Here is a 23,554-nt window from a genome sequence, read left to right on the forward strand (position 1 = left end):
GGAGAGGGTGGTGTCGGCGGCTTCGACGGTCTCGACGACGGAGGCGGGTACGGGCTGGACGGTGGGGTCGCTGTGCGTCGCTTTCATCGTCGGCTCCGGGTGATCGTGATGGTGACGTCGTCGAAGGGCACGGTGATGGGCGCGTCCGGCTTGTGGACGACGACCTCCACCTCCTGTACCCCGGCATGGCGCAGGTTCCTGAGGAATCCGCCCGGGCCCGGCCCGTTCGTCCGTTCCGGTGCTGCCCGGGGCGCCCTACTCGAAGGACGGGCCGACGACGCGGGTGCGCTTGATCTCGTAGAAGCCCGGGATGGAGGCGACCAGCAGGGTGCCGTCCCACAGGCGGGCGGCGGCCTCGCCGCGCGGGGTCGGGGTGACGACCGGGCCGAAGAAGGCGACGCGCTCGCCCTCGGTGCCCTCGACCGCGATCACCGGGGTGCCGACCTCCTCGCCGACCAGGCCGATGCCCTCGCCGTGCGAGATCCGCAGCGCCTCGTCGTAGTGGTCGGTGTCACCGGCGTCGGCCAGCTCGGCCGGCAGGCCGGCGGCGACCAGGGCGGCCTCGATGGTCTCGCGGTTGCGCGGCAGGCCCTGGTTGTGGAAGCGGGTGCCGAGCTCCGTGTAGAGCCGGCCGAGCACCTCCTCGCCGTGCTTCTCGGCGGCGGCGATGCAGATCCGGACGGGCGCCCAGCCCTCGGCCAGCAGCTCGCGGTACTGCTGCGGGACGTCCTTGTCCTCGTTGAGCACGGACAGGCTCATCACGTGCCAGCGCACGTCCACCGGGCGCAGGTCCTGGACCTCGATCAGCCAGCGGGAGGTCATCCAGGCCCAGGGGCACAGCGGGTCGAACCAGAAGTCGGCGGTCTTGCGGTCGGCGGCAGCGCTCACAGCGGCAGTGCTCACGGCGGGTGATCCTTCGAAGAGTCGGGCTCCGGTGCGGGGTCTGTCCCCGGGATCGCCAACGCCGTGCCCGGGCCGCTGATTCCGCCTGCCGCCTGCGGACTTGTGCAATGGTACCGAGCGGGACGGCCGTGGAATGATGCCCGGAGCGAGCGCGGGCCGCGTACCGGTGGCCCGTCCAGCCGCAGACAGCAGCCGCAAGCCGCACCACCGTGCGGGCCGGACAAAGGAGTACCGCCGTGCCGGGCAAGAACCTGAGCCGTGAGGAGGCCCGGCAGCGGGCGGACATCCTGGCGGTGGACAGCTACCGGGTGCATCTCGACGTGAGCTCCGCCCCCGACCCCGCGGCCGCCACCTTCCGCTCCAGCACGACCCTCACGTTCCGCTGCTCCCGGCCGGGCGCCGGGACCTTCGTCGACCTGCTGGCCCGCGCCGTGCGCTCGGTCCGCCTCAACGGCCGCGACCTCGACCCCGCCGTGGTCTTCGACGGCTCGCGCATCGCGCTGGACGGCCTCGCGGCCGAGAACGTCCTCGTCGTGGAGGCCGACTGCGCGTACAGCCGCACCGGCGAGGGCCTGCACCGGTTCACCGACCCGGCCGACGGCGAGACGTACCTCTACACCCACTACGAGCCGGCCGACGCCCGCCGGGTGTTCGCCGACTTCGAACAGCCCGACCTGAAGGCCCCGTTCTCGTTCACCGTGACCGCGCCCGCCGCCTGGGACGTCTGGTCGAACGCCGTCCACGAGCAGGTCAAGGACGAGGACGCCGTCCGGACGTGGGAGTTCGCGCCGACCCGGCCGATCTCCACCTACCTGACCGCCGTCGTGGCCGGGCCGTACCACGTGGAGCGCGACCACTACAGCCGTGAGCTGGCCGACGGCAGCACCCTGGAGATCCCGCTCTCCGCGCTCTGCCGCCGGTCGCTGGCGCGCTACTTCGACGCGGACGAGATCCTCACCGTCACCAAGCAGGGCCTCGACTTCTTCCACGAGGAGTTCGGCTACCCGTACCCGTTCGGCAAGTACGACCAGGCGTTCGTCCCCGAGTACAACATCGGCGCGATGGAGAACCCGGGCTGCGTGACGTTCCGCGAGGAGTTCATCTTCCGCTCGAAGGTCACCGAGGCCGCGTACGAGGGCCGGGCCAACGTCATCCTGCACGAGATGGCGCACATGTGGTTCGGCGACCTGGTCACCATGCGCTGGTGGGACGACCTGTGGCTGAAGGAGTCCTTCGCCGACTTCATGGGCTCGTACGCACTGACCGGCGCGGGCACCCAGTACCGCTCCGGCTGGGTCACCTTCGCCAACCAGCGCAAGGCCTGGGCCTACCGGCAGGACCAGTTCCCCACCACCCACCCGATCACCGCCGACATCCGGGACCTGGAGGACGCCAAGCTCAACTTCGACGGCATCACCTACGCCAAGGGCGCCGCGGTGCTCAAGCAGCTGGTGGCGTACGTCGGACGGGACGCCTTCTTCGAGGGTGCCCGCCTGTACTTCGAGCGGCACGCCTTCGGCAACACCGTCCTCGGCGACCTGCTCGGCATCCTGGAGGAGACCAGCGGACGCGACCTGAGGACCTGGGCCCGCGCCTGGCTGCAGACGGCCGGCGTCAACTCCCTGACCCCGCAGCTCACCGTCGACGCCGAGGGCCGGATCACCGAACTCGCCGTGCTCCAGGACGGGGCCACCCTGCGCCCGCACCGGGTCGCCATCGGCCTCTACGACCGCGACGCGGACGGCGCCCTGGTACGCACCGACCGGATCGAACTGGACGTCACCGGCGCGCGCACGGTCGTGGCCGAACTCGCCGGGCGGGCCCGGCCGGCGCTCGTCCTGCTGAACGACGACGACCTGACGTACTGCAAGATCCGCTTCGACGCCGAGTCGCTGGAGACCCTGCGCACCGGCCTCGGCGACCTCACCGACGACCTCGCCCGCGCACTCACCTGGTCGGCGGTGTGGAACCTCACCAGGGACGGCCTGATGCCGGCCCGCGACTACGTCGCGCTCGTCCTGCGCTTCGCCGGGCAGGAGTCCAACATCGGTGTCCTGCAGTCGCTGCACCAGCAGGCCAAGGGTGCCGTCGACCTGTACGCCGACCCGGCCTGGCGCGCCGAGGGCGGCCGGCTGCTCGCCGACGGCGCCCTGCGCGAGCTGCGCGCGGCCGAGCCCGGCGGGGACCACCAACTCGCCTGGGCCCGCTACCTGGCACAGACGGCGAACGGCTCCGAGCACCTGCGGCTGGTCCGCGGGCTGCTGGCCGGCACCGCCCGGATCGACGGCCTGGAGATCGACCAGGAACTGCGCTGGTCGTTCTGGCTCGCGCTCAGCGCCGCCGGCGAGGCCGACGAACAGGAGCTCGCCGCCGAGTTCACCGCCGACAACACGGCCGGCGGCCGCCGCCAGTACACCCAGTGCCTGGCCGCCCGGCCCACCGCCGAGGCCAAGGCCGCCGCCTGGTCGGCCGTGATCGACTCGGACGAGCTGCCCAACGCCCTGGTGGAGGCCCAGATCGCGGGCTTCGCCCCGGCCGGGCAGCGCGAACTCACCGCCCCGTACGCCCCGCGCTACTTCGAACTGCTGGAGCGTGTCTGGTCGGAGCGCACCATCGAGATCGCGATGCGCATCGTCGGCGGGTTCTTCCCCCGGCTCCAGACCGGCCCGCAGACCCTGGCCGCCGCCGACGCCTGGCTCACCGGCCACCCGGACGCCGCTCCCGCACTGCGCCGGCTCGTCCTGGAGTGCCGCGACGAACTCGCCCGCGCACTGCGCGCGCAGGCCTGCGACCGGCTCTGACCGGACCGTGCGCACCACCCGACCCCGGGTGGTGCGCACGGTCCCGTCCCGGCGCGGGGCCCCGCCCTCAGCCGGCGCCCGCCAGCAGCCCGGCGGCCAGCGGAGCGTGGTAGGGCGAGAACCGCGGGTTGAGCGCCAGCGCCTCCCGCAGGTCGGCGGCGGCCTCGGGCAGGCCGAGCGCGGCCTCCACGGCACCGCGGTGGTAGGCGAAGAGCGCGTTGTGCCAGCCGGTCGCGGCAGCCTGGCGGAGCAGTCCGACCGCCTCCGCGTCCTGCCCGGCGCGGTGCAGTGCCCAGCCGAGCGCGTCGGCGACCAGCACGCTCCTGCGCCGCTCCCACTCCCCCCGCAGCAGCCGCACCGCGACGACCGGATCTGCGTGGTCGGCCTGGTAGAGCGCCAACGACGGGTCGACGGGGCCGCCCGCGGCCTCCAGCAGCCCGACCTCGCCCGCCAGGGTGTCCAGTTGCCGCCGGGCCGCCTCCTCCTGGTGCATCGCCAGCTCCAACTCCGCCAGCTCCAGGAGGAACTGGGGCAGCGGCAGGCGTTCCACCAGCTCGCGGTAGCCACGCAGCGCCGCCTCCGGGTGCCCGGTGGCCGCCGCCACCCGGGCCCGGCCGGCCTGGGCGTAGTAGTCGTCGGCGGCCACCGCGAGCGCCCTGCGGTAGTGCTCGTCGGCCTCCGCCACCGCACCTGCCTCCCAGGCCAGGTCACCGAGCCGATGCTCGCAGAACGCCGTGTCACCCGGCGTGGTGGCGCTCTCCAGGGCGCGCTGAAGGGCGATCTTCGCCTCCTCGGCCCTGCCGTGCGTCTCCAGGTCGTAGGCGGCGCGGGTGTAGCCGGGCACGGTCGGTGCCAGGTCGAGCAGGCGCTGGGCGGCGGCGGTGGCGGCCGGGTAGTCACCGAGCTGGATCGCCGCGTCGGCGAGGACGAGGAAGCCGGCCGCGCGCTCCGGTGCCATCGCCACCGCCTGTTCGCCCAACTTCCGTGCCTCGGCGAACTCGTGGCGGGCGTTGGCGAGCATGCCGGAGCCGGCCAGGGCGCCGTGGTTGGCCTCCGGCTTCAGGGCGAGCGAGCGCCGGAAGGACTGCTCGGCATCGGCCAGCCCGGCCGGGTCCAGGGTCAGCCGGGCCCGGTCGAGGTCCGCCAGGCCCAGTTGCTCCCAGGCGGCGGCGTCCTGGGGCCGGTCCCGCACGACGGCCCGGGCGGCCGCCAGCGGGTCGGCCCGGCCCGGCACGGCGAGCGGGCGCCCGCCCTGGACCGGCGCTGCCGGGCCCAGGGCGAGCAGCCCCGCCGCGCAACCGAGGACCACGGCGGCCGCGCCCACGGCCAGGGCCGCCCGCACCGGGCGCCGCCGGGCCGGGCGAAGGCCTGACGGGCGAAGACGTGACGGGCTGAGGCCTGACGGGCGAGGGAGTGACGGGGGCTGCTGCGTCACGGGAACGCGTGCGGCAGGTTGAGGTACGGGAAGACCGAGGAGGCCGGCGCGGGCTGGCCGTCGGAGAGGGGCGGCGGCAGCAGGCCGGCGGCGGAAGGACCGCCGGGCTCGCCCTCCAGCATGCGCAGCAGCGAGTTGTCGATCACGTCGTTGGGGCGCCGGCCGTTCGGGTAGCCCTGCCGGTCGCCGTCGAGCACGCCGCCGGGGTCGGGCCGGGCGGTCAGTGGCGTGGTGAGGTTGAGGCGCAGTTCGTCGGCCCAGGCGAGCCGGTTCGGATCGGCGTCGGCGTTCATGGCCTGGGTGTTGAGGTCGAAGCCGAACCTGGAGCCGTTGTCCCTGCCGATCCCGCGCAGGAAGAGCGCGCGGATGTCGGTGCGCGGGACGGGCGGCGCCGGGAAGTTGCCGGCGGCCTCGATCCGGTGCGGCGGCACGGGGTCGAGCGCCGAGCCGAGGAAGGCCTCGTCGTTCTGGTCCTGGTCGGCCGGGCGGGCGTTGAACCGGTCCTCGGGGCCGCCCGGGAGGGCGCCATTGGCGGCCGAACTGCCCCAGAGCGCGAAGCAGATGTGCGGGTTGCCCAGCCGGCCGACCTGGCGGAAGCCGGTGGCCCGCTGAGTGCGCAGGTCGCGGCCGAGATCGGCGCTCTGCCGGGACATCGTGGCCCACACCCCGACCACCGGGTTGCGTTCCGGGTCACCGGCCAGCGCCAGTTCCTTCTTCGGCACCTGGAGGATCAGGCTGCTGACGTTGACCGTCGAGAGCGGGTTGTCGGCCGGCAGGTAGCCGGGGATCGGACCGACGCTGCCCAGGGCGAAGTAGCCGAAGACCCGGGCGTCCGCCTGGAACGACTCCGCGGTCTGGGTCACCACCGTCCGGCCGCCGCCGGGCAGGTCGCGGGTGGCCTCCTTGCGCAGCGCGCCGTAGTCGGGCATCAACGTGGTGCCGTTGTGGGTGGGCGCGGCCGGTGCGTCCTTGACCAGGACCTCCGGCTGCCCGCCGTCCCTGATCCGCTCCAGCGTGTAGTACTGGCGGTACAGGAGGTTGTTGTCGCGCAGCGAGCGGACCGGGCCGACCGCGATCGGCCCGGCGCCGAAGAGGCGGCGGTCCTCGGTGCGGAACGTCCAGCGGTAGACCGTGTCGGAGCCGCCGGTGCCGCGGCCGTCGACGTGGATCTCGTAGCGGGCGTTGGTGGCGAACGGGTAGTTGACGGCCCCGGCCCCCACCGTGCTGCCCGCCGTACTGCCGGGCAGTTGGACGGGCTGGACGTCGGCGATCACCGTGACCGTGTCCGGACTGTCCGGGCTGGTGAAGGCGTAGATGTCGGTGAAGTTGGCCTGCGGGTCGGCCAGCACGGCGGGCGCGTCGAAGTGACCGCCGGCCCGGCCGCTGCCGAGGAGGGGACCGGCCAGCGAGGCGCCGGTGAGCAGCGCGGTGGCCGCAGCGAGGGCGATCCGCCGGGGAGCGCGGGGCAGGGGACGGGACAGGGCAGTGTGAGGCAGGGCAGGGTGGGGCAGGGCAGGGGGCATCGGCTTCTCCAGGGCAGCGGCAGGGGGCGTGAGGCGACGCCGACGGGCGGTCGAAAGAGGTCCGCGGGGACCGCCGCGGGCTCACCCTAGGGCCGAACTGGATCATGACCGGGCCCGGAAGCCCGGACGGCACCCGGAAGGGTCCGGGTTTCCCCCGACCGGCGCAACGGGCTGGAAATCGCGCAGCCGGATGCCGTAGAGATGGGCTTGCTTCGTTGACGAATCGTCAATCACGCATCCCCTTCAGCAGGAGAGTCCACCTTGCGCATCCTCCGCTCCCTCGCCGTTCTGGCGCTGGCCACCGGCCTCAGCCTCCCGGGCGCGCTCACCGGCGCCGGCGCCGCTCCCACCGCGGCCGCCGACCCCGCTGCCGCCGCCGGACCGTCGGTGCCGGGCCTGTACATCTCCCCCTGGGGGAGCGCCCATGTCCGGGTCAGCGACGAGACGGCGGCCTGGCTCCGGGCGAACGACGTCCGGCTCGGCGCGATCGCGCCGTTCGTCCTGGACCCGGACGGGCTCGGCTTCGAGATGCCGATCGGCTCCTCGGCCGGCGACCACCTGGACGCCCAGGGGCGGATCTTCTACCCCGGCGGTATGACGCTCACCCAGGACGGCAGCGGCACCGTCGTCGAGCTGCGGCCCACCTGGATCCGGCTCGCGCCGACCCCGGGCTACTCCGCGGGCATCCGGCTGAACGGGCAGGACATCAGCCAGGAGACGCTGATCGCCTACACCACCGCGGCGGAGGTGGCGGTGAGCGGCCGGCCGACGCCGAAGGGCTTCGTCCTCGACCGGGTGCCCTTCCATGTGAGCGCCGACGCCGCCGCGCTCACCGGGCAGTACTTCGGGAGCGCCCTGCGGGCCGACTCGATGTTCGGCACGCTGACCCCGCGGTTCGACTACGTCCCGCCGCTGTTCTGATCTTCTCCGGCGAATGCCGGACGCAACGACGACGTGGCCGCCCTCCCCCCGAGGGGCGGGCGGCCACGTCGGCCGCTCAGCGGCCCTGCAGGCCCTTGTCGAGCGCCTTCACCAGCGAACCCTGGGCGTCGTCGTTGTCCAACGACCAGGCCATCACGCCGCCGAGGTCGTTCCAACGGCTGTACTCGGCCTTGCGGGTGAGCAGTTCGGGGGTGTCGTACGACCAGAACTCGTTGCCGTCGTACTTCCAGGTCGCGCCGTGCTGGCGGTCGTAACTGACCTTGCCGGGCAGGTCCTTGATCTGGTTGTACGGCAGGTTGCCGCCCCGGGCCAGGCCGGTGGCCGGCTGGAAGAGGCCGTTCCTGGTGCCGGCGGGCACGCCCGTCCAGCCGTAGCCGTAGAACGGCACGCCGAGCACGGCCTTCTGCGGCGGCAGTCCGGCGTCCAGGTAGTGCTGGACGACCCGGTCGGCGCTGTAGAACTTGTTGTCGGGGGCCGGGTCGGCCTTGTCGGCGTACAGGTTGGCGATGTGGTTGGTCGGCCCGAGGGTGTCCCAACTGCCGTGCAGGTCGTAGGTCATGAGGTTGAGCCAGTCGACCGACTTGGCGACCTTGGGGATCTCCAGCTGGTCGGCCCGGCCCTCGTTGGAGGCGACCGCGGCGGTGAGCAGGTAGTGCGTCCGGCTCTTGGCGCCGGCCGCGTCCAGCTGGCGGCGGAACTCCTTCATCAGCAGGGTGTAGTTACGGCCGTCCTCGGGGCGGACGATGTTGCCGGGGTCACCGCCGCCGCCCGGGTACTCCCAGTCGATGTCGATGCCGTCGAAGGTGCCCGCCGCCGCGCCGGTGCCGCCCTCGACGGAGCCGAGCTGGGGGAGGTTGCCCTTGATGTACAGGTCGATGCAGGAGGCGACGAACTTCTTGCGCGAGGCGTCGGTGGCCGCGGCGTCCGAGAAGTACTTCGACCAGCTCCAACCGCCCAGCGAGATGACGGACTTGAGCTGCGGGTTCTTGGCCTTGAGCTTGCGCAGCTGGTTGAAGTTGCCCTTGAGCGGCTGCTCGGCGGTGTCGGCGACGCCGTCCACCGACTCCTCGGCGCCGACCGGGCGCTGGTAGTCGGCCCAGGCGTCGCCGACCCCGGCGGCGTTGGCCTCGAAGCAGGTTCCGTCCGAAGAGACGTTGCCGAAGGCGTAGTTGATGACGGTGAGCTTCCCGGCCTGGCCGGAGTCCTGCACCTTCTTCGCGGAGAATCCGCTGTAGATGCCCCACTGGGTGAAGTAGCCGACCCGCTGGCCCTTCAGCCGGGGGGTGTGGTGGTCGTCATGGGCCTGGGCGGCGGGGGCCGCGGTCAGGGTGGCCACCGTGAGGGCGGCGAGTACGGCGGCCGTGCGGCTGGGCATGCGCATACGAGAAGACCCGTGGCTTTCTCTGAGTCAGCACTTAATGGTCTGGACCAAGCTGAAACAGAGGTTTAGTCCACTTGGGCGCCTCCGCACAAGGGGGCGGCGCCTCACGGAATGGCAACGCCCCTCCCCCGGCCGCTGTTTCGGACCTCCCCGTGGCACGACGAAGGCCGGCCCGCACCCCCGGAAGGGGTGCGGGCCGGCCTGTGCCCGGTGGGCCCGATCAGCCGATCAGGCTGCGCAGCACGTACTGCAGGATGCCGCCGTTGCGGTAGTAGTCCGCCTCGCCGGGGGTGTCGATGCGCACGACCGCGTCGAAGGTGACGTCGCCCGCGGTGACCTTGACGGTCTTCGGGGTGCGGCCCTCGTTCAGCTCGGTCACGCCGGTGAAGGAGAAGGTCTCCTCGCCGGTCAGGCCGAGGGACGCGGCGGTCTCGCCGGCCGGGAACTGCAGCGGCAGGACGCCCATGCCGATCAGGTTCGAGCGGTGGATGCGCTCGTACGACTCGGCGATGACGGCCTTGACGCCCAGCAGCGCGGTGCCCTTGGCGGCCCAGTCGCGGGACGAGCCCGAGCCGTACTCCTTGCCGGCCAGGACGACCAGCGGGATGCCGGCTGCCTGGTAGTTCTGCGAGGCGTCGTAGATGAACGACACCGGCGCGTCGGCCTGGGTGAAGTCGCGGGTGTAGCCGCCCTCGGTGCCCGCCGCGATCTCGTTGCGCAGGCGGATGTTGGCGAAGGTGCCGCGGATCATCACCTCGTGGTTGCCACGGCGCGAGCCGTACGAGTTGAAGTCGCGCTTCTCCACGCCGTTCTCGGTGAGGTACTGCGCGGCCGGGGTGCCCGGCTTGATGTTGCCGGCCGGGGAGATGTGGTCGGTGGTGACCGAGTCGCCCAGCTTGGCGAGGACGCGGGCGCCGGCGATGTCGCTGACCGGGCTCGGGGTCTTCGCCATGCCCTCGAAGTACGGGGGCTTGCGGACGTAGGTCGACTGCGGGTCCCACTCGAAGGTGTTGCCGGTCGGGATGGGCAGCGACTGCCAGCGGTGGTCACCCGCGAAGACGTCCGCGTAGCCCTTGTCGAACATGCCCTCGTCGATGGAGGCGGCGACGGTGTCGGCGACCTCCTTCTCGGTCGGCCAGATGTCGGCGAGGAAGACGTCGTTGCCGTCGGCGTCCTGGCCCAGGGCGTCCCGGGTGATGTCGACGTTCATGTTGCCGGCCAGGGCGTAGGCGACCACCAGCGGCGGCGACGCCAGGTAGTTCATCTTGACGTCCGGGTTGATCCGGCCCTCGAAGTTGCGGTTGCCGGAGAGCACCGAGACGACCGCGAGGTCGGCCTCGTTGACGGCGGCCGAGACCTCCTCGGGCAGCGGGCCCGAGTTGCCGATGCAGGTGACGCAGCCGTAGCCGACCAGGTTGAAGCCCAGCTTCTCCATGTACGGGAGCAGGCCGGCCTTCTCGTAGTAGTCCATGACGACCTTGGACCCGGGGGCCAGGGTGGTCTTGACCCACGGCTTGACGGTCAGGCCCTTCTCCACGGCCTTCTTCGCCAGCAGGGCCGCGCCCAGCATGACGGAGGGGTTGGAGGTGTTGGTGCAGGAGGTGATCGAGGCGATCACGACCGCGCCGTTGTCGATCTCGTACGAGGCACCGTCGGGGGCGTGCACCGCGGTCGGCTTCGAGGCCTCGGCGGAGTACGTCGGCAGGGCCTCGGCGAAGCGGTCCGCTGCCTCGGCCAGGATCACGCGGTCCTGCGGGCGCTTCGGGCCGGCGATCGACGGGACGACGGTGGAGACGTCCAGCTCCAGGTACTCGGAGTAGACCGGCTCGACCGACGGGTCGTGCCAGAGGCCCTGCTCCTTGGCGTACGCCTCGACCAGGGCGAGCTGCTGCTCGCTGCGGCCGGTCAGCTTGAGGTACGCGATGGTCTCGGCGTCGATCGGGAAGATCGCACAGGTCGAGCCGAACTCCGGCGACATGTTGCCGATGGTGGCGCGGTTCGCCAGCGGGATGGCGCCGACGCCCTCGCCGTAGAACTCGACGAACTTGCCGACCACACCGTGCTTGCGCAGCATCTCGGTGATGGTGAGCACCAGGTCGGTGGCGGTCGCACCGGCCGGCAGCTGGCCGTTGAGCTTGAAGCCGACCACGCGCGGGATCAGCATGGAAACCGGCTGGCCGAGCATCGCGGCCTCGGCCTCGATGCCGCCGACGCCCCAGCCCAGCACGCCCAGGCCGTTGACCATGGTGGTGTGCGAGTCGGTGCCGACGCAGGTGTCGGGGTACGCCTGGCCGTTGCGGACCATGATCGTGCGGGCCAGGTGCTCGATGTTCACCTGGTGGACGATGCCGGTGCCCGGCGGGACGACCTTGAACTCGTCGAACGCGGTCTGGCCCCAGCGCAGGAACTGGTAGCGCTCCTTGTTGCGGCCGTACTCGATCTCGACGTTCTGGGTGAAGGCGTCCTTGGTACCGAACTTGTCGGCGATGACGGAGTGATCGATGACCAGCTCGGCCGGGGCCAGCGGGTTGATCTTCGCCGGGTCGCCGCCCAGCTCCTTGACGGCCTCACGCATGGTGGCGAGGTCGACGACACACGGCACGCCGGTGAAGTCCTGCATGATCACGCGCGCCGGCGTGAACTGGATCTCCTCGCTCGGCTCCGCCGTGGCGTCCCAGTTGCCCAGGGCCCGGATGTGGTCGGCGGTGATGTTCGCGCCGTCCTCGGTGCGGAGCAGGTTCTCCAGCAGCACCTTGAGGCTGTAGGGCAGCCGCTCGGAGCCCTCGACGGCGGAGAGCTTGAAGATCTCGTACGACTCGTCGCCCACCGGCAGCGAGCTGCGGGCGTCGAAGCTGTTCGCGGACACGACTGACTCCTTTTAGGTGCTTCGTGCGGTGCCCGGCCGTCTCGATGCTAAGGTCAACCTAACTTAGGTCTACCTAACTCGGATCGCCGGTGAGCGCCTCTCGGCAAGTATCTTGATGTCGAGATAAATAGTAGTGGGCAGTTATCTCGATGTCGAGATAAACCATAGTGCATGTCCGGCGCAAGCACGCGACCGGCATGCCCGTCGCGCCGCCCTCGGCCCCTTCCGCGTGCGGGCACGCGCGCGGACAGCCGGGCGCTCAGTCCCTCCGGCGGCCGCGGGCGTACCTGACCAGGAACAACACACCCACCACCAGCGCGATCGCCACCACCACGACGGCCACGACCGGGCCGGCCGTCTCGGACGGTTCGGGGGCGATGTCAGCGAACGGCACGGGGCTTCCTCCGGGTGGGGTCGATGCCCAGGACGAGCACCAGCAGGACAGGGAACTCCAGGTAGGCGTGGTAGCTCGCCAGCGCGGCGTAGAGCACCTTGCCCTGCGCGTAGTCACTGACGAACAGGGTGGCCAGCGCGGCGCCCGCCGCCAGACCGAGCAGCCAGGCACGGCGGCCCCGCAGGGCCGGTACGCGACGGTCGAAGGCGGCGCTCGCGTCGGGGGCGTAGCGCGGCAGGAACCAGACCCAGACCACGTAGTGCATGGTCTGGAGGAAGGCGAAGACCGCCACGAAGCGCAGCCCGGCCGTGGAGTCCAGCCACCCGGGCGGGGTGTACGAGGCGGCCAGCCGCGCGGTCGTGGCGTCTCCCGGGGCGAGGAGCCCGTCCAGGGCTCCGCCGAGCAGCAGGGCCGGGACGGCCAGCACCCAGCCGCACTGCACCGCCATGAACGCCGCCCGCCCGCGCGGCAGCCCGCGTGACCACTCCCGGAGGAACAGCAGCGGCACCAGGTTGTGCAGGTGCGCCAGCACCACGAAGTGGTAGCCGGGAAAGCCGAGCGAGGCCGCCGCCGCGCACAGGAGGACGCCGGCGGCCGCCGCCAGGAGCAGCGGACGGCGGCGCAGCGAGTGCCCGCAGGCCGCCGCCAGCAGGGCGTAGACCAGCAGGATCTCGGCACTGCGGGTGGCCGGGGAGACCGGCAGCAGCCGGCAGGTCACGATGCCGGTGATGAGTGCGAGCAGCAGCTTCAGGAACGGGCCGGCCAGTACGGTGTCGAACCGGCCCGCCACGTACCGCAGTTCGAGGACGTTGTGCAGGATGCCGAACACGGCGAGGCCGAGCAGGGCCGTCCCGGCCGGCTCCCGCAGCGCTGCGGCCAGGGCGAAGCCCGTCGCGGCGACGAAACCCGCCAGCGGCGCCGCGCCGATGCTCCGGGCAGCGGGGAGTACCGCTGTGGCCACCGTGCCCCCTCCCCCGTTCCGGCACCCGTCCGGGCCCGTGGCACCATCGCGCCGTGCCGTATCTCCTGGCCCTCGGCCTCACCCTGCTCGTCGAGGTGCCGCTGTACGTCGCGGCGCTCTCGCTGGACCAGGTCCGCCCGGTGCGGGCCGCCGCTGCCGCCGTGGCGGTGAACTGTGCGACGCATCCGCTGCTCTGGTGGTTCCTCGGCCGGTTCACCGGCGAGGCCGCCGCAGCCTACTGGACGGCGCTCGCCCTCGCCGAGGCGGCCGTCGTCCTGCTGGAGGCCGCCCTGCTCGCGGTGCTGACGGCCCGCCGCGGCGCGCTGCCGTACGCGGCCTCGTTCACCGCCAACGCGGCCTCCGTACTGGCCGGGCTGCTGGTGGCACGGGCGACGGGCTGACCGTACGGACGGGGGCGGCCCCGCCGCGCGGCGCCGGAGGAACGCGGAGCCGTGCGGCGGTGCCGGTGGTCAGAGTCCGAGGGTGGCGACCAGCACGGCCTTGATGGTGTGCAGCCGGTTCTCGGCCTGGTCGAAGACCACCGAGTGCGGGGACTCGAACAGCTCGTCGGTGCACTCCAGCTCGGCCATGCCGGTGGTCTCGAACAGCTGCCGGCCGAGCACCGTGCCGAGATCGTGGAAGGCCGGCAGGCAGTGCAGGAACTTGACGGCCGGGTTGCCGGTGGCGCGGACGGTGTCCATCGAGACCTGGTACGGCTTCAGCAGCTCGATCCGCTCCGCCCAGACCTCCTTCGGCTCGCCCATCGAGACCCACACGTCGGTGTAGAGGAAGTCGGCGCCGGCCACGCCCTCGGCGACGTCCTCGGTGAGGGTGATCCGGGCGCCGGTGGTCGCGGCGAGCTCGTACGCGGACTTCTGGACGTCCTCGGCGGGCCAGAGCTGCCGGGGCGCGACGATCCGGATGTCCATCCCGAGCAGGGCGCCGGTGACCAGGATCGAGTTGCCCATGTTGGACCGGGCGTCGCCGAGGTAGGCGAGCGCCGTCGCGGCGAGCGGCTTGGTGGAGTGCTCCTGGACCGTCAGGATGTCGGCGAGCATCTGGGTCGGGTGCCACTCGTCGGTGAGACCGTTCCAGACGGGCACGCCGGCGTGGGCGGCGAGCTCCTCGACGATCTCCTGGCCGTGGCCCCGGTACTCGATGCCGTCGAACATCCGGCCGAGGACCCGTGCGGTGTCCTTGATCGACTCCTTGTGGCCGATCTGCGAGCCTGCCGGGTCGAGGTACGTGGTCGAGGCACCCTGGTCGTGGGCGGCGACCTCGAAGGCGCAGCGCGTCCGGGTGGAGGTCTTCTCGAAGATCAGCGCGATGTTCTTGCCGCGCAGCCGGGGCTGCTCGGTGCCGGCGTACTTCGATGCCTTGAGCTGGGCCGCGAGGTCCACCAGGAAGCGGAACTCCTGGGGAGTGAAGTCGAGCTCCTTGAGGAAGTGCCTGTTCCGGAGGTTGAACGCCATGCCGGGCTCCTGAGTGGGTGACGCGGACCGTGAAGCGGCAATTGTATACGCCATATGGAATTTATATGCAGTACCGAGTGTACCGACGAGCCCGTCCGGCCCTGGGGGCGGGCCCACCGCACCGGCCGGGCCTGCCCCGCTCGCCCCACCACCCCGGGCGTCAGAGCCGCGGGTCCACCGGCTCCGACTCCAGGGCCAGGACGGCGAAGACCGGCTCGTGCACCCGCCAGAGCGGCTCGCCGGCCGCCAGGCGGTCCAGCGCCTCCAGCCCGAGCGCGTACTCGCGCAGGGCCAGCGACCGCTTGTGCCCCAGGAACCGCTGCCGCAGCTGGTCCAGGTACTCGGTGTAGTCGGGGCCGTAGATGATCCGCAGGTACTCCCGGCCGCGCACCTTGACGCCCGGCTGGACCAGGCCGCCGGGGCGCCCCTGTCCCGCCCTGCCGCGGGCCGGCGAGGCGAGCGGTTTGACCACCATGCCCTCGCCGCCCGCACCGGTCAGCTCCTCCCACCAGGCGACGCCCGCCGCCACCGAGGCCTCGTCGGAGGTGTCGACGAGCAGCCGGCCGGTGCCCCGCAGGATCGGGGCCTGCGCGTCGTCCGCCGCCACCAGCCGGTCGATCCACTCCAGGTGCTGGTCGTGCGGGCGGACGGCGAGGTTGACCCCCTCGGCGGCCAGCACCTGGAAAGGCGCCAGCCGGATGCCCGCGAGGCCCTCGGTCGGCCAGCAGTACTGCCGGTACGCCGTGATGAAGGCCTCGGCGTCCGAGGCGCGCCGGCGCTGGCGGGCGGTCAGCTCGCCGAGGTCCAGGCCCCGGGCGGCCGCCTGCCCCAGCGCGGCCAGCACTGCGGGCAGGGCCGCACCGGCCGCCGCGCCGACGGCGGCGTACTGCCGGCGCAGCAGTTCGACGGCCTTCAGGGACCACGGCATCAGCTCGGCGTCGAGCAGCAGCCAGCCCGTGCCCAGCTCCTCGAAGAGCCCGGCCTTCTCGGCGGCCGCCCGCAGCCGCTCCAGGACGGCCCCGGTGAGCGCGTCGTCGCTGAGGAAGGAGCGGCCGGTGCGCGTCCAGATCGCGCCCGGGCCGGCGATGCCGAAGCGCTTCTCCAGCGCCGCGTCGTCCCGGGCGAGCAGGACGACCGCGCGGGAGCCCATGTGCTTCTCCTCGCAGATGACGTGCTGGACGCCGTCGGCGCGGTAGCCGGCGAAGGCCTCCTCGGGGTGTTCGAGGTAGCCGGGGCGCCCCGAGGTCGCGCTCGGGGCCATCGTCGGCGGCAGGTACACGAGCAGTCGCGGGTCGAGCGCGAAGCGGCTCATCACCTCCAGCGCGGCGGCCGCGTTCTCCTCCCGGACGGCGACCCGGCCGTGCAGCGCCGTCTCGACCACGCGGCGGCCCGCCACGTCCGCGAGGTCCAGCGGCCGGCCCTCGGGGGCGACGGGCGCGTCCGCGGCCACCGGACGGACGGGCGCGTACCACTCCTGCTCGGCCTCGACGCTCACGAGTTCGCGCTCGGGGTAGCGCAGGGCGGTGAGGCTGCCGCCGAAGACGCAGCCGGTGTCCACGCAGATGGTGTTGTTGAGGAAGCCCGGCACCGGCACCGGCGTGTGACCGTGCACCACCAGCGCCTTGCCCCGGTACTCCTCGGCCCACGGGTAGCGCACCGGCAGCCCGTACTCGTCGGTCTCCCCGGTCGTGTCGCCGTAGAGGGCGTGCGAGCGGACCCGGCCGGAGGTGCGGCCGTGGTACTTCTCCGGCAGGCCGGCGTGGCAGACCACCAGCTTCCCGCCGTCCAGCAGGTAGTGGCTGACCAGGTCGCGCATGAACGCGCGGACCTCCGCGCGGAACTCCTCCGTCTCCCCGGCCAGCTGGTCCAGCGACTCCTGGAGGCCGTGCGAGACGGTGACGTCGCGGCCGCTCATCGCCCGGCCGAGCTTGTTCTCGTGGTTTCCGGGCACGCAGACGGCGTGGCCGGCCGCGACCATGCCCATCACCAGGCGCAGCACCCCGGGCGTGTCCGGGCCGCGGTCGACCAGGTCGCCGACAAAGACGGCGGTGCGGCCCTCGGGGTGGGACGCGTCGACGGCGCGGGCTTCGGCGTCCCGGGTGACGGCGTAGCCGAGCCGGCCGAGCAGGGTCTCCAGCTCGGAGCGGCAGCCGTGGATGTCGCCGACGATGTCGAACGGGCCGGTGAGGTGGCGCAGGTCGTTGTACCGCTTCTCGATGACGATCTCGGCGGCCGCCACCTCGGCCTCGCCCCGCAGGACGTGCACCTTGCGGAAGCCCTCGCGCTCCAGGCCGCGCAGCGAGCGGCGCAGCTCGCGGTTCTGCCGCGGGACCACGTGCGCGGGCAGCTGACGGTCGGGGCGCGACCGGTTCCGCTCCGCGCAGACGCCCGGCGGCACGTCCAGGACGATCGCGATCGGCAGGACGTCGTGGTCCCTGGCCAGCCTGACCAGCTGCTTGCGGGCCTCGGGCTGCACGTTGGTCGCGTCGACGACGGTCAGCCGGCCGGCCGCGAGGCGCTTGCCGACGATGTGGTGGAGCAGCTCGAAGGCCTCGGCGGACGCCGACTGGTCGTTCTCGTCGTCGGCGACCAGGCCCCGGCAGAAGTCCGAGGAGACCACCTGGGTGGGCAGGAAGTGCTTGCGGGCGAAGGTGGACTTGCCCGCACCGCTGGTGCCGACGAGGACGACGAGGGAGAGGTCGGTGACGGGGAGCTCGCGGCGCGCGGCGGCGGGCTCCGAGGCGGTCGCCCCGGTGGGCAGTGCGTCGTCGGTCATCGGGTGTCGCCCCCTTCAGGGGTGGTGGCGGTCGCTTCGGTCGCTTCGGCGGCTTCGGCGGCTCGGGTGGCTTCGGTGGTGCCCAGGCGGAAGAGGGCGAGCTGGGTGGGCGGGCCGACCTCGGGATCCTCCGGCCCGACGGAGCGGAACGAGACGGTGTACCCGTACGCGGCGGCGGCCCGTCCGGCCCAGGCACGGAACTGCGCGCGGTCCCACTCGAAGCGGTGGTCGGCGTGCCGGACGTGCCCGGCCGGGAGGCTCTCCCAGCGGACGTTGTACTCCGCGTTGGGGGTCGTCACGACGACGGCGGACGGCCGGGCGGCGCCGAGTACGGCGTGCTCCAGGGCGGGCAGCCGGGGCAGGTCGAGGTGCTCGATCACCTCCGAGAGCACGGCGGCGTCGTACCCCTTGAGGCGGGCGTCGGTGTAGGTGAGCGCCCCCTGGACGAGCCGGACACGGGCGGCCTGACGCTCCGGCATCCGGTCGAGGCGCAGCGTGCGGGCCGCCGCCGACAGGGCCCGCGAGGAGACGTCCACCCCGAGCACCTCGGTGATCCGGGCGTCCTTCAGCAGCGCACCGACCAGTTCCCCCTGGCCGCAGCCGAGGTCGGCCACCCGGGCCGCGCCCACCTCCCGCAGGGCGGCCAGGATCGCCTCGCGGCGCTGCTCGGCCAGGGTCGGCGCCTTGGCCTGGGCGCGCCGCTCCCGCTCGTCCGGGCCGGGCGGCCCGTCCGTGTCGCCGACGGCGTCGTCGACCCCGTCATCGGCGTCATCGACCGCGTTGTCGATCTCCTCGGCCTCGCGGTCGTCGGCCTCCGCCAGCCGGGCCAGCTCCAGCCGCTGGACGGCCGTGCGGGTCAGCGACCAGCGCCGGGCCAGGTAGCGGCGGGCGATCAGCGCCCGCTCGGGGTGGCCGGCGAGCCAGCCCTCGCCCGCGGCGAGGAGCTTGTCGACCTCGTCGGGCGCCACCCAGTAGTGCTTGGCGCCGTCGAGTACCGGCAGCAGGACGTACAGCTGCTGGAGCGCGTCGGCCAGCCGCAGCGTCCCGGTCAGCTCGACCCGGACGTAGCGCGACTCGCCCCACTCGGGGAACGTCTCGTCGAGCGGGATCGGCGTCGCGCCGACCTGCCAGCCGAGCGGCTCGAAGAGCCGGCGGACCATCTCGGGCCCGCCGCCGTCGCCCGCGCCGTTCGCGGGCACGGCCGGCAGCGCGATCCGCAGCGGCCGGGCCTCGGCGGCGAGCCCGGGCCGGCTCTCGCAGACGCCCTTCATGGCGGTGCGGAACACGGTGCGCAGGGCGACCGCGAGCAGTGAGGACGCGGCGTACGGCCGGTCGTTCACGTACTGGGCGAGCGCGAAGTCCGGCGAGCCGCCGCGGCCCTTGCCACGGCCCCGGCGGACCAGCGCGACGGGGTCGATCTCCAGCAGCAGCGCTGCCGTGCAGACCCGGTCGGTGGCCTCCGGGTAGAAGACGTGGGCCTCGCCGTGCGAGGTGTCGAACCGTTGGGCCTTCCCGGGGTGCTTGTGCAGCAGAAAGCCCAGGTCGGTGGCGGAGTGCTCGGCGGTACCTGTGGTGGAGATCGAGATGAACACCCGTCCGAGTATTACCCAGTGGCACCGGCCGGAGCACTGGGTTTTGCACCCGTGGCGGGGCCCGGTGAGCGGTCGGCCGGACGGGCCGGAGCTGCGACGACGCCGATGTCCGCACGGTGAGCGTGTTCGGCGTCCCGGGCCGGAGTTCGTTAACGTGCACGGTGTGACTGCTGAATCCACCTCCCTCGCAAACGGCGCCGTGGCCGCCGGCCTGGCGACCATCGCCGCCGACGGCACCATCCTCGACACCTGGTTCCCCGCCCCGGAGCTCTCCTCGGAGCCCGGCCCCGCCGGCACCGTCCGCCTGACGGCCGACCAGGCCGAGGCCGAGATCGGCCCCGGCGCCGCCGACGCGCTGCGCAGCGACGCGCGGCGCGGCGTCGAGGTGGTCGCGGTGCGCACCACGATCTCCTCGCTCGACGAGAAGCCGCTCGACGCGCACGACGCCTACCTCCGGCTGCACCTGCTGAGCCACCGACTGGTCAGGCCGCACGGCCAGAACCTGGACGGCGTCTTCGGGCTGCTGGCCAACGTGGCGTGGACCAGCATCGGCCCCGTCCCGGTGGACGGTGTCGAGCAGGCCCGCCTCGCCGTCCGCGCGCAGGGCGGCCAGCTGGCCGTGTACGGGATCGACAAGTTCCCCCGGATGACCGACTACGTCGCCCCGTCGGGTGTCCGGATCGCGCACGCGGACCGCGTCCGCCTGGGTGCCCACCTGGCCGTCGGCACCACGGTGATGCACGAGGGCTTCGTCAACTTCAACGCCGGCACCCTGGGCACCTCCATGGTCGAGGGCCGGATCAGCGCGGGCGTCGTGGTCGGCGACCACAGCGACATCGGCGGCGGCGCCTCGATCATGGGCACGCTGTCGGGCGGCGGCAAGCAGGTCGTCTCGGTCGGCGAGCGCTGCCTGCTCGGCGCCAACGCGGGCATCGGCATCTCGCTCGGCAGCGACTGCGTGGTGGAGGCCGGCCTGTACGTCACCGCCGGCACCCGGGTGAACCTGCCCGACGGCAAGGTGGCGAAGGCGGTGGAGCTGTCCGGCCAGGACAACCTGCTGTTCCGCCGCAACTCGCTGACAGGTGCGGTCGAGGTGATCGCCCGGTCCGGGTCCTGGGGCGGTCTGAACGCGGAGCTGCACGCACACAACTGACCTCCTGCACGGTCTCCGGGGCCTTCCACGGCCTCCGCAGGCTCTGGTAGCCGGTCGTACCGGGCCCTCGGCGCCGTCCTGACGGACGGACGCCGGGGGCCCGTCGGCGTTCCCGCCGCGCCCCCTCCGCGCGGCGGGCCGTACCCGAGGCGGGCGGCGGGCCGCAAGCCGGGCTCACCCGTGGGACGTACCCGGGCCGGCTGTTGGACCTCATCGGGTGGTCCGCGGTGACCGGCCGTCGCCACCGGTCGTTGGGGACGTCGGGGCTGCCGGCCCCGGCGGCGCCGCTCCCGGCACCGCGCCGGCCGGGCCCTGCCCGGGACGGCGCGGCGCTCGACGGCGGCCCCGACGTCCGCCGCATCACACCGCACTTCCGAACACCGCACTTCCGAGCCGAAGGGGTCCCCTCATGTCCGCTCCGTGGTCCGAGGTACCCGTCACACCGCACGATCCCAGCCGCACGGGCCCGGCGGCCCCGCAGGCGTCCGCCTCCCCGAAGAGCCTGCTGGAGCAGATGCAGGAGCTGCTCGCCTCGGTGAGCGCCGACCTGGCCGGCCTGGACGCCGACCTGCAGTCCTCCGGCTCCCGGTCCTCCGCCGGGCCCGGCAGCACCGGCCCCGGGGGCCGGTAGCGGTCGGACGCCGCGGGCGGTTCGAGCGGCACGACGAGGACGGGTCCGGGCGTCGCGGGCGCCGGGCCGCCCGGGGCGGGGCAGGCGCCGGCGGGCCCCTGCGCGGGGGCGCTCGGCCCGTCCGGCTGCTGAGCGGCCTCCGCCTTGCGGACGGCCCGGTGCAGTTCGGCGACCAGGTCCTTGCAGTCGGCGCCGGCGTCCACGCCGTCGATGCACGTCCAGTACAGGCTTTCGGCGTCCGCGCCGCAGGCCAGGACCACCAGGGTCTCCGTCGCCTCGTGCAGCAGCCTGCCGAGTTCGGTGAGCAGGGGGTCGAGATCCCCGAGGCCGGTGAGCCGGGACGCCCGCCCGCAGCCGCCCCAGTCCACCGCGACGGAACTCTCCGGGGAGGGCTCCAGGCAGCTCGCCACCTGCGCCCCGGCCTCGCTGAGCAACTGGCCCAGCGCGGCGAGCTCGCCCTCGTCCTGCTCCGCGATCCTGCCGCCGACCGCCTCCGTGAGCAGCCCGGCCTGCCAGGCCTCCAGCAGGACGTCGGGCACGTCCCTGGCCTCGGCCAGGGCGTGCCGGGCCGTCTTGATCAGTCGCAGCGCGTCCATGGGTGGCCGCTCCCCTCGCTCGTGCGGTACCGCCCGGAACGTCCGGACGATGGTGACGGCGAAAGCTTGCGACGGCGGCGGAATCCGCGCAGCCGGCCCCTCGGGTCCTGTGGACAACCCGGTGGTTGTGGACAACCCCACGGGCGACAATCCACTGGTCCGCCCATCCGCTGATCCGTCAGTCGGACGAATGCCCGCCCTCGGCCGGGGCTCCCGGCGCCGGAAACCGCAGCTCGTTGCGCTCGATCTTGGCCGCCAGCGCCGTCAGCGGGTCCACCCCGGTCGCCGCGCAGAACTGCAGCAGGTACGCGAGCACGTCCGCCACCTCGTCCCGCACCCGGTGGGCACTGCCGGGGTCGGACATGATGTCGGCGGCCTGCTCCGGTGTCAGCCACTGGAAGATCTCCAGCAGTTCGCCGGCCTCCACGCTCAGCGCCGCGGCCAGGTTCTTCGGCGTGTGGAACGGCTGCCACTCCCGCGCCGCCGCGAACCGCGTCAGCCGCTCCTGCAGATTCTCCAGCGAAGGCGAGAGCGAGGGGGCGGGCGAGGGCCCCGGCGAGGCCACGGGCGAGGGGACGTCGGGCCCTGTCATCGGATCGGTCACCCCGCCAGGTCTACCGCACCCGCGCCCCCGGCGGAAACCGCACCCGCACGGGCGTACTGGGCCGGTACCCGGGGTGGTTCGGGCCGCAGCACGCTGTGCCCGGACGCCGGGTCCCGCCGGCACTCGACCAGTTCGAGGCCGGCGGGCTGCTCCCCCGCGCCGCCCGGCTCCTCGCCCGGCAGCGGCCTGGCCGCCGCCGGTTCCTGGAGCGAGGCCAGCAGCCGCAGGTGCCTGCGGCCGCACATGTCCCGGGCGAGCCGGAGCAGTGACGCGGTCTGCTCGGTGGAGAGGCCCGCGCCGATGTCCTCCGCGAGCACGGTCAGCTGCCGGTGGGCCCAGGGCACCTCGGCGGCCGGGTCGACGTCCAGCACGCCGGCGCCGGTCAGCAGGACGGCGGAGAAGGCGAGGTGGCGCAGCATGCCGTCCGAGGCCTGGTCCGCGCCGGTGCGGCCGAGCACGCCCTCGTCGAAGACGGCGAGCAGCCGTTCGTCGGTCTCGGGGCCGCGCCGGGCGACGTCGAGGCCGAGCAGCGGGTGCGGGGCGGCGGACTGCACGACCTTGAGCAGGTGGCCGTAGCGGCGGCTGCACTCGCCCTTGAGCCGGGCGAGCACGGCGGAGATGTTGGCGGCGGTGCCGACCAGCCGGGCCTGGGGGTCGGCCCTGGTCCAGTCGCGCATGAGGGCGGGTACGGGGTGGAGCGGGAAGATCTCGCGCAGGGCGGTGAGCAGGTGTTCGGCGGCGGCCAGGACCTTGCGCTCGCCGGCCGAGGAGCCGGCCACCCGCAGCGGGATCTGGGCGGTGATCAGGCTGCTGCTGGGGAAGGGGGCGCGGATGTCGCCCTGCCGGCTGTCGTTGTGCCAGGTGACGTTGACCTTGCGGTTGGGGACGTCCTGTTCGCCGGTCTCGACCAGCGTGCGGCCGTCGAGGGTGAGCCGTTCCCTGGCGACCCGGACCGGCCCGTCGGTGCGGACGACGAGTTCGAGCCGGACCGTCCCGGCGGCGGAGCGGACGGTGCAGCCCAGGATGACGGCGTTGCGTCCGTGCGGCACGCAGCCGAGCAGCCCGCCGCGGACGGGGACGGCCAGGGGGCCGCACGCCCCGGGGATGCCGTCCAGCGAGTCGGTGATCTCCTCGCCGAGGGCCAGCCGGGAGAGGACGGCGAGGGCGTCCAGGGCGTTCGACTTGCCGACGCCGGACGGGCCGTGCAGGACGGTGAGCGGCGACAGGGCGAGGGTGGCGCGCCGGTACGACTTGAAGGAGGTGAGCCGCAGTTCCTCGACGGTCGGGCGTTTCGCGGTCTCCTGGCCGGCCCCCGCGACCTCCGCGCAGCCGGCCGCGCCGGGGCCCATGACGATCGTGGGCGCACCCGCGAAGGCCCGCGCGGTGAGGGGCTGGGCTGACGGGAAGGCAGCGGGCTGGACCGGCTGGACGGCTTCGCGGTTCACCCGGGGGACCCTAGCCTCCGGCCCTGCGGCAGAAACGTGCCTGCTCAGGAGATTCATCCCAAAGGGTCTCGCCCGCTGC

Annotated in this window: 17 protein-coding genes and 2 pseudogenes; 4 read left to right on the forward strand and 15 right to left on the reverse strand. The window is 73.2% G+C overall.

Annotation, left to right across the window (positions count from 1 at the left end; translation table 11 throughout):
* From ACFUK0_RS21600 to ACFUK0_RS21610, 3 genes and pseudogenes are all read right to left on the reverse strand, one after another.
* Positions 1 to 75 (reverse strand): annotated as a pseudogene (locus tag ACFUK0_RS21600) (2-amino-4-hydroxy-6-hydroxymethyldihydropteridine diphosphokinase); the annotation flags it as partial.
* 8 nt (positions 76 to 83) lie between these two features.
* Positions 84 to 194 (reverse strand): annotated as a pseudogene (locus ACFUK0_RS21605) (dihydroneopterin aldolase); the annotation flags it as partial.
* 61 nt (positions 195 to 255) lie between these two features.
* Positions 256 to 903, reverse strand: coding sequence for a disulfide bond formation protein DsbA (locus ACFUK0_RS21610; protein WP_380252570.1), 648 nt, complete (start codon positions 901 to 903; stop codon positions 256 to 258).
* A gap of 236 nt (positions 904 to 1,139) precedes the next feature.
* Between ACFUK0_RS21610 and pepN the strand changes: the two genes are divergently transcribed.
* Positions 1,140 to 3,704 (forward strand): aminopeptidase N, encoded by a 2,565-nt coding sequence (gene pepN / locus ACFUK0_RS21615; protein ID WP_380252572.1) that lies wholly within the window; start codon positions 1,140 to 1,142, stop codon positions 3,702 to 3,704.
* A gap of 67 nt (positions 3,705 to 3,771) precedes the next feature.
* Here pepN and ACFUK0_RS21620 read toward each other — a convergent pair whose 3' ends face one another.
* On the reverse strand, positions 3,772 to 5,046 hold the full coding sequence (locus tag ACFUK0_RS21620) for a hypothetical protein (RefSeq protein ID WP_380252574.1): 1,275 nt from the start codon (positions 5,044 to 5,046) through the stop codon (positions 3,772 to 3,774).
* Positions 5,047 to 5,135: 89 nt separating this feature from the next.
* The gene (locus ACFUK0_RS21625; protein ID WP_380252576.1) at positions 5,136 to 6,662 is read right to left on the reverse strand and encodes a DUF4331 domain-containing protein; all 1,527 of its coding nucleotides are present in this window, start codon (positions 6,660 to 6,662) and stop codon (positions 5,136 to 5,138) included.
* Positions 6,663 to 6,923: 261 nt separating this feature from the next.
* On the opposite strand from ACFUK0_RS21625, the gene ACFUK0_RS21630 reads away from it, so the two are divergent.
* Positions 6,924 to 7,583: a hypothetical protein gene (locus tag ACFUK0_RS21630; protein WP_380252578.1), complete on the forward strand. Its 660-nt coding sequence runs from the start codon at positions 6,924 to 6,926 to the stop codon at positions 7,581 to 7,583.
* A gap of 76 nt (positions 7,584 to 7,659) precedes the next feature.
* Here the strand turns inward: ACFUK0_RS21630 and ACFUK0_RS21635 are convergent, their stop codons facing one another.
* The 4 genes from ACFUK0_RS21635 to ACFUK0_RS21650 form a co-directional block, all read right to left on the reverse strand.
* Positions 7,660 to 8,979, reverse strand: coding sequence for a glycoside hydrolase family 18 protein (locus ACFUK0_RS21635; RefSeq protein WP_380252580.1), 1,320 nt, complete (start codon positions 8,977 to 8,979; stop codon positions 7,660 to 7,662).
* 226 nt (positions 8,980 to 9,205) lie between these two features.
* Positions 9,206 to 11,851, reverse strand: a complete 2,646-nt coding sequence (gene acnA, locus ACFUK0_RS21640) for an aconitate hydratase AcnA (RefSeq protein WP_380252582.1) — start codon at positions 11,849 to 11,851, stop codon at positions 9,206 to 9,208.
* A gap of 259 nt (positions 11,852 to 12,110) precedes the next feature.
* Positions 12,111 to 12,245, reverse strand: a complete 135-nt coding sequence (locus tag ACFUK0_RS21645) for a hypothetical protein (protein ID WP_380252584.1) — start codon at positions 12,243 to 12,245, stop codon at positions 12,111 to 12,113.
* Positions 12,232 to 13,206: a hypothetical protein gene (locus ACFUK0_RS21650; protein ID WP_380252586.1), complete on the reverse strand. Its 975-nt coding sequence runs from the start codon at positions 13,204 to 13,206 to the stop codon at positions 12,232 to 12,234. The genes ACFUK0_RS21645 and ACFUK0_RS21650 overlap by 14 nt, the downstream gene beginning before the upstream one ends.
* Positions 13,207 to 13,259: 53 nt before the next feature.
* Here ACFUK0_RS21650 and ACFUK0_RS21655 point away from each other — a divergent pair, with 53 nt between their 5' ends.
* Positions 13,260 to 13,607: a hypothetical protein gene (locus ACFUK0_RS21655; protein ID WP_380252588.1), complete on the forward strand. Its 348-nt coding sequence runs from the start codon at positions 13,260 to 13,262 to the stop codon at positions 13,605 to 13,607.
* A 69-nt stretch (positions 13,608 to 13,676) separates the two neighbouring features.
* Here the strand turns inward: ACFUK0_RS21655 and argF are convergent, their stop codons facing one another.
* The 3 genes from argF to ACFUK0_RS21670 all read right to left on the reverse strand — a co-directional run bounded on the left by argF (position 13,677) and on the right by ACFUK0_RS21670 (position 19,046).
* Positions 13,677 to 14,678, reverse strand: coding sequence for an ornithine carbamoyltransferase (gene argF, locus ACFUK0_RS21660; protein WP_380252590.1), 1,002 nt, complete (start codon positions 14,676 to 14,678; stop codon positions 13,677 to 13,679).
* Positions 14,679 to 14,838: 160 nt separating this feature from the next.
* Positions 14,839 to 17,454, reverse strand: coding sequence for a polynucleotide kinase-phosphatase (locus tag ACFUK0_RS21665; protein ID WP_380252592.1), 2,616 nt, complete (start codon positions 17,452 to 17,454; stop codon positions 14,839 to 14,841).
* Positions 17,451 to 19,046: a 3' terminal RNA ribose 2'-O-methyltransferase Hen1 gene (locus ACFUK0_RS21670; protein WP_380252594.1), complete on the reverse strand. Its 1,596-nt coding sequence runs from the start codon at positions 19,044 to 19,046 to the stop codon at positions 17,451 to 17,453. The genes ACFUK0_RS21665 and ACFUK0_RS21670 overlap by 4 nt, the downstream gene beginning before the upstream one ends.
* Before the next feature lie 163 nt (positions 19,047 to 19,209).
* Between ACFUK0_RS21670 and dapD the strand changes: the two genes are divergently transcribed.
* Positions 19,210 to 20,199, forward strand: a complete 990-nt coding sequence (gene dapD, locus ACFUK0_RS21675; protein WP_380252596.1) for a 2,3,4,5-tetrahydropyridine-2,6-dicarboxylate N-succinyltransferase — start codon at positions 19,210 to 19,212, stop codon at positions 20,197 to 20,199.
* A 360-nt stretch (positions 20,200 to 20,559) separates the two neighbouring features.
* On the opposite strand, the gene ACFUK0_RS21680 is transcribed toward dapD, so the two are convergent.
* The 3 genes from ACFUK0_RS21680 to ACFUK0_RS21690 all read right to left on the reverse strand — a co-directional run bounded on the left by ACFUK0_RS21680 (position 20,560) and on the right by ACFUK0_RS21690 (position 23,475).
* Entirely contained in the window at positions 20,560 to 21,426 is an 867-nt protein-coding gene (locus tag ACFUK0_RS21680; RefSeq protein ID WP_380252598.1) for a DUF6099 family protein, read from the reverse strand.
* Between the two features lie 178 nt (positions 21,427 to 21,604).
* Positions 21,605 to 22,018, reverse strand: a complete 414-nt coding sequence (locus ACFUK0_RS21685) for a nucleotide pyrophosphohydrolase (RefSeq protein ID WP_380252600.1) — start codon at positions 22,016 to 22,018, stop codon at positions 21,605 to 21,607.
* A gap of 8 nt (positions 22,019 to 22,026) precedes the next feature.
* A complete protein-coding gene (locus tag ACFUK0_RS21690; RefSeq protein WP_380252602.1) occupies positions 22,027 to 23,475 on the reverse strand; it encodes an AAA family ATPase in 1,449 nt (482 codons plus the stop codon).
* Positions 23,476 to 23,554: the final 79 nt, after the last annotated feature.

The sequence above is a fragment of the Kitasatospora sp. NPDC057223 genome (assembly GCF_042669755.1).
GTDB lineage: Bacteria > Actinomycetota > Actinomycetes > Streptomycetales > Streptomycetaceae > Kitasatospora.

Excerpts from the sequence above, each read along its gene's own strand:
- ACFUK0_RS21625 (WP_380252576.1), bottom strand. The coding sequence starts at position 6,662 with ATGCCCCCTGCCCTGCCCCACCCTGCCCTGCCTCACACTGCCCTGTCC.
- ACFUK0_RS21635 (WP_380252580.1), bottom strand. The coding sequence starts at position 8,979 with ATGCCCAGCCGCACGGCCGCCGTACTCGCCGCCCTCACGGTGGCCACC.
- argF (WP_380252590.1), bottom strand. The coding sequence starts at position 14,678 with ATGGCGTTCAACCTCCGGAACAGGCACTTCCTCAAGGAGCTCGACTTC.
- ACFUK0_RS21665 (WP_380252592.1), bottom strand. The coding sequence starts at position 17,454 with ATGACCGACGACGCACTGCCCACCGGGGCGACCGCCTCGGAGCCCGCC.
- ACFUK0_RS21680 (WP_380252598.1), bottom strand. The coding sequence starts at position 21,426 with ATGGACGCGCTGCGACTGATCAAGACGGCCCGGCACGCCCTGGCCGAG.
- ACFUK0_RS21685 (WP_380252600.1), bottom strand. The coding sequence starts at position 22,018 with ATGACAGGGCCCGACGTCCCCTCGCCCGTGGCCTCGCCGGGGCCCTCG.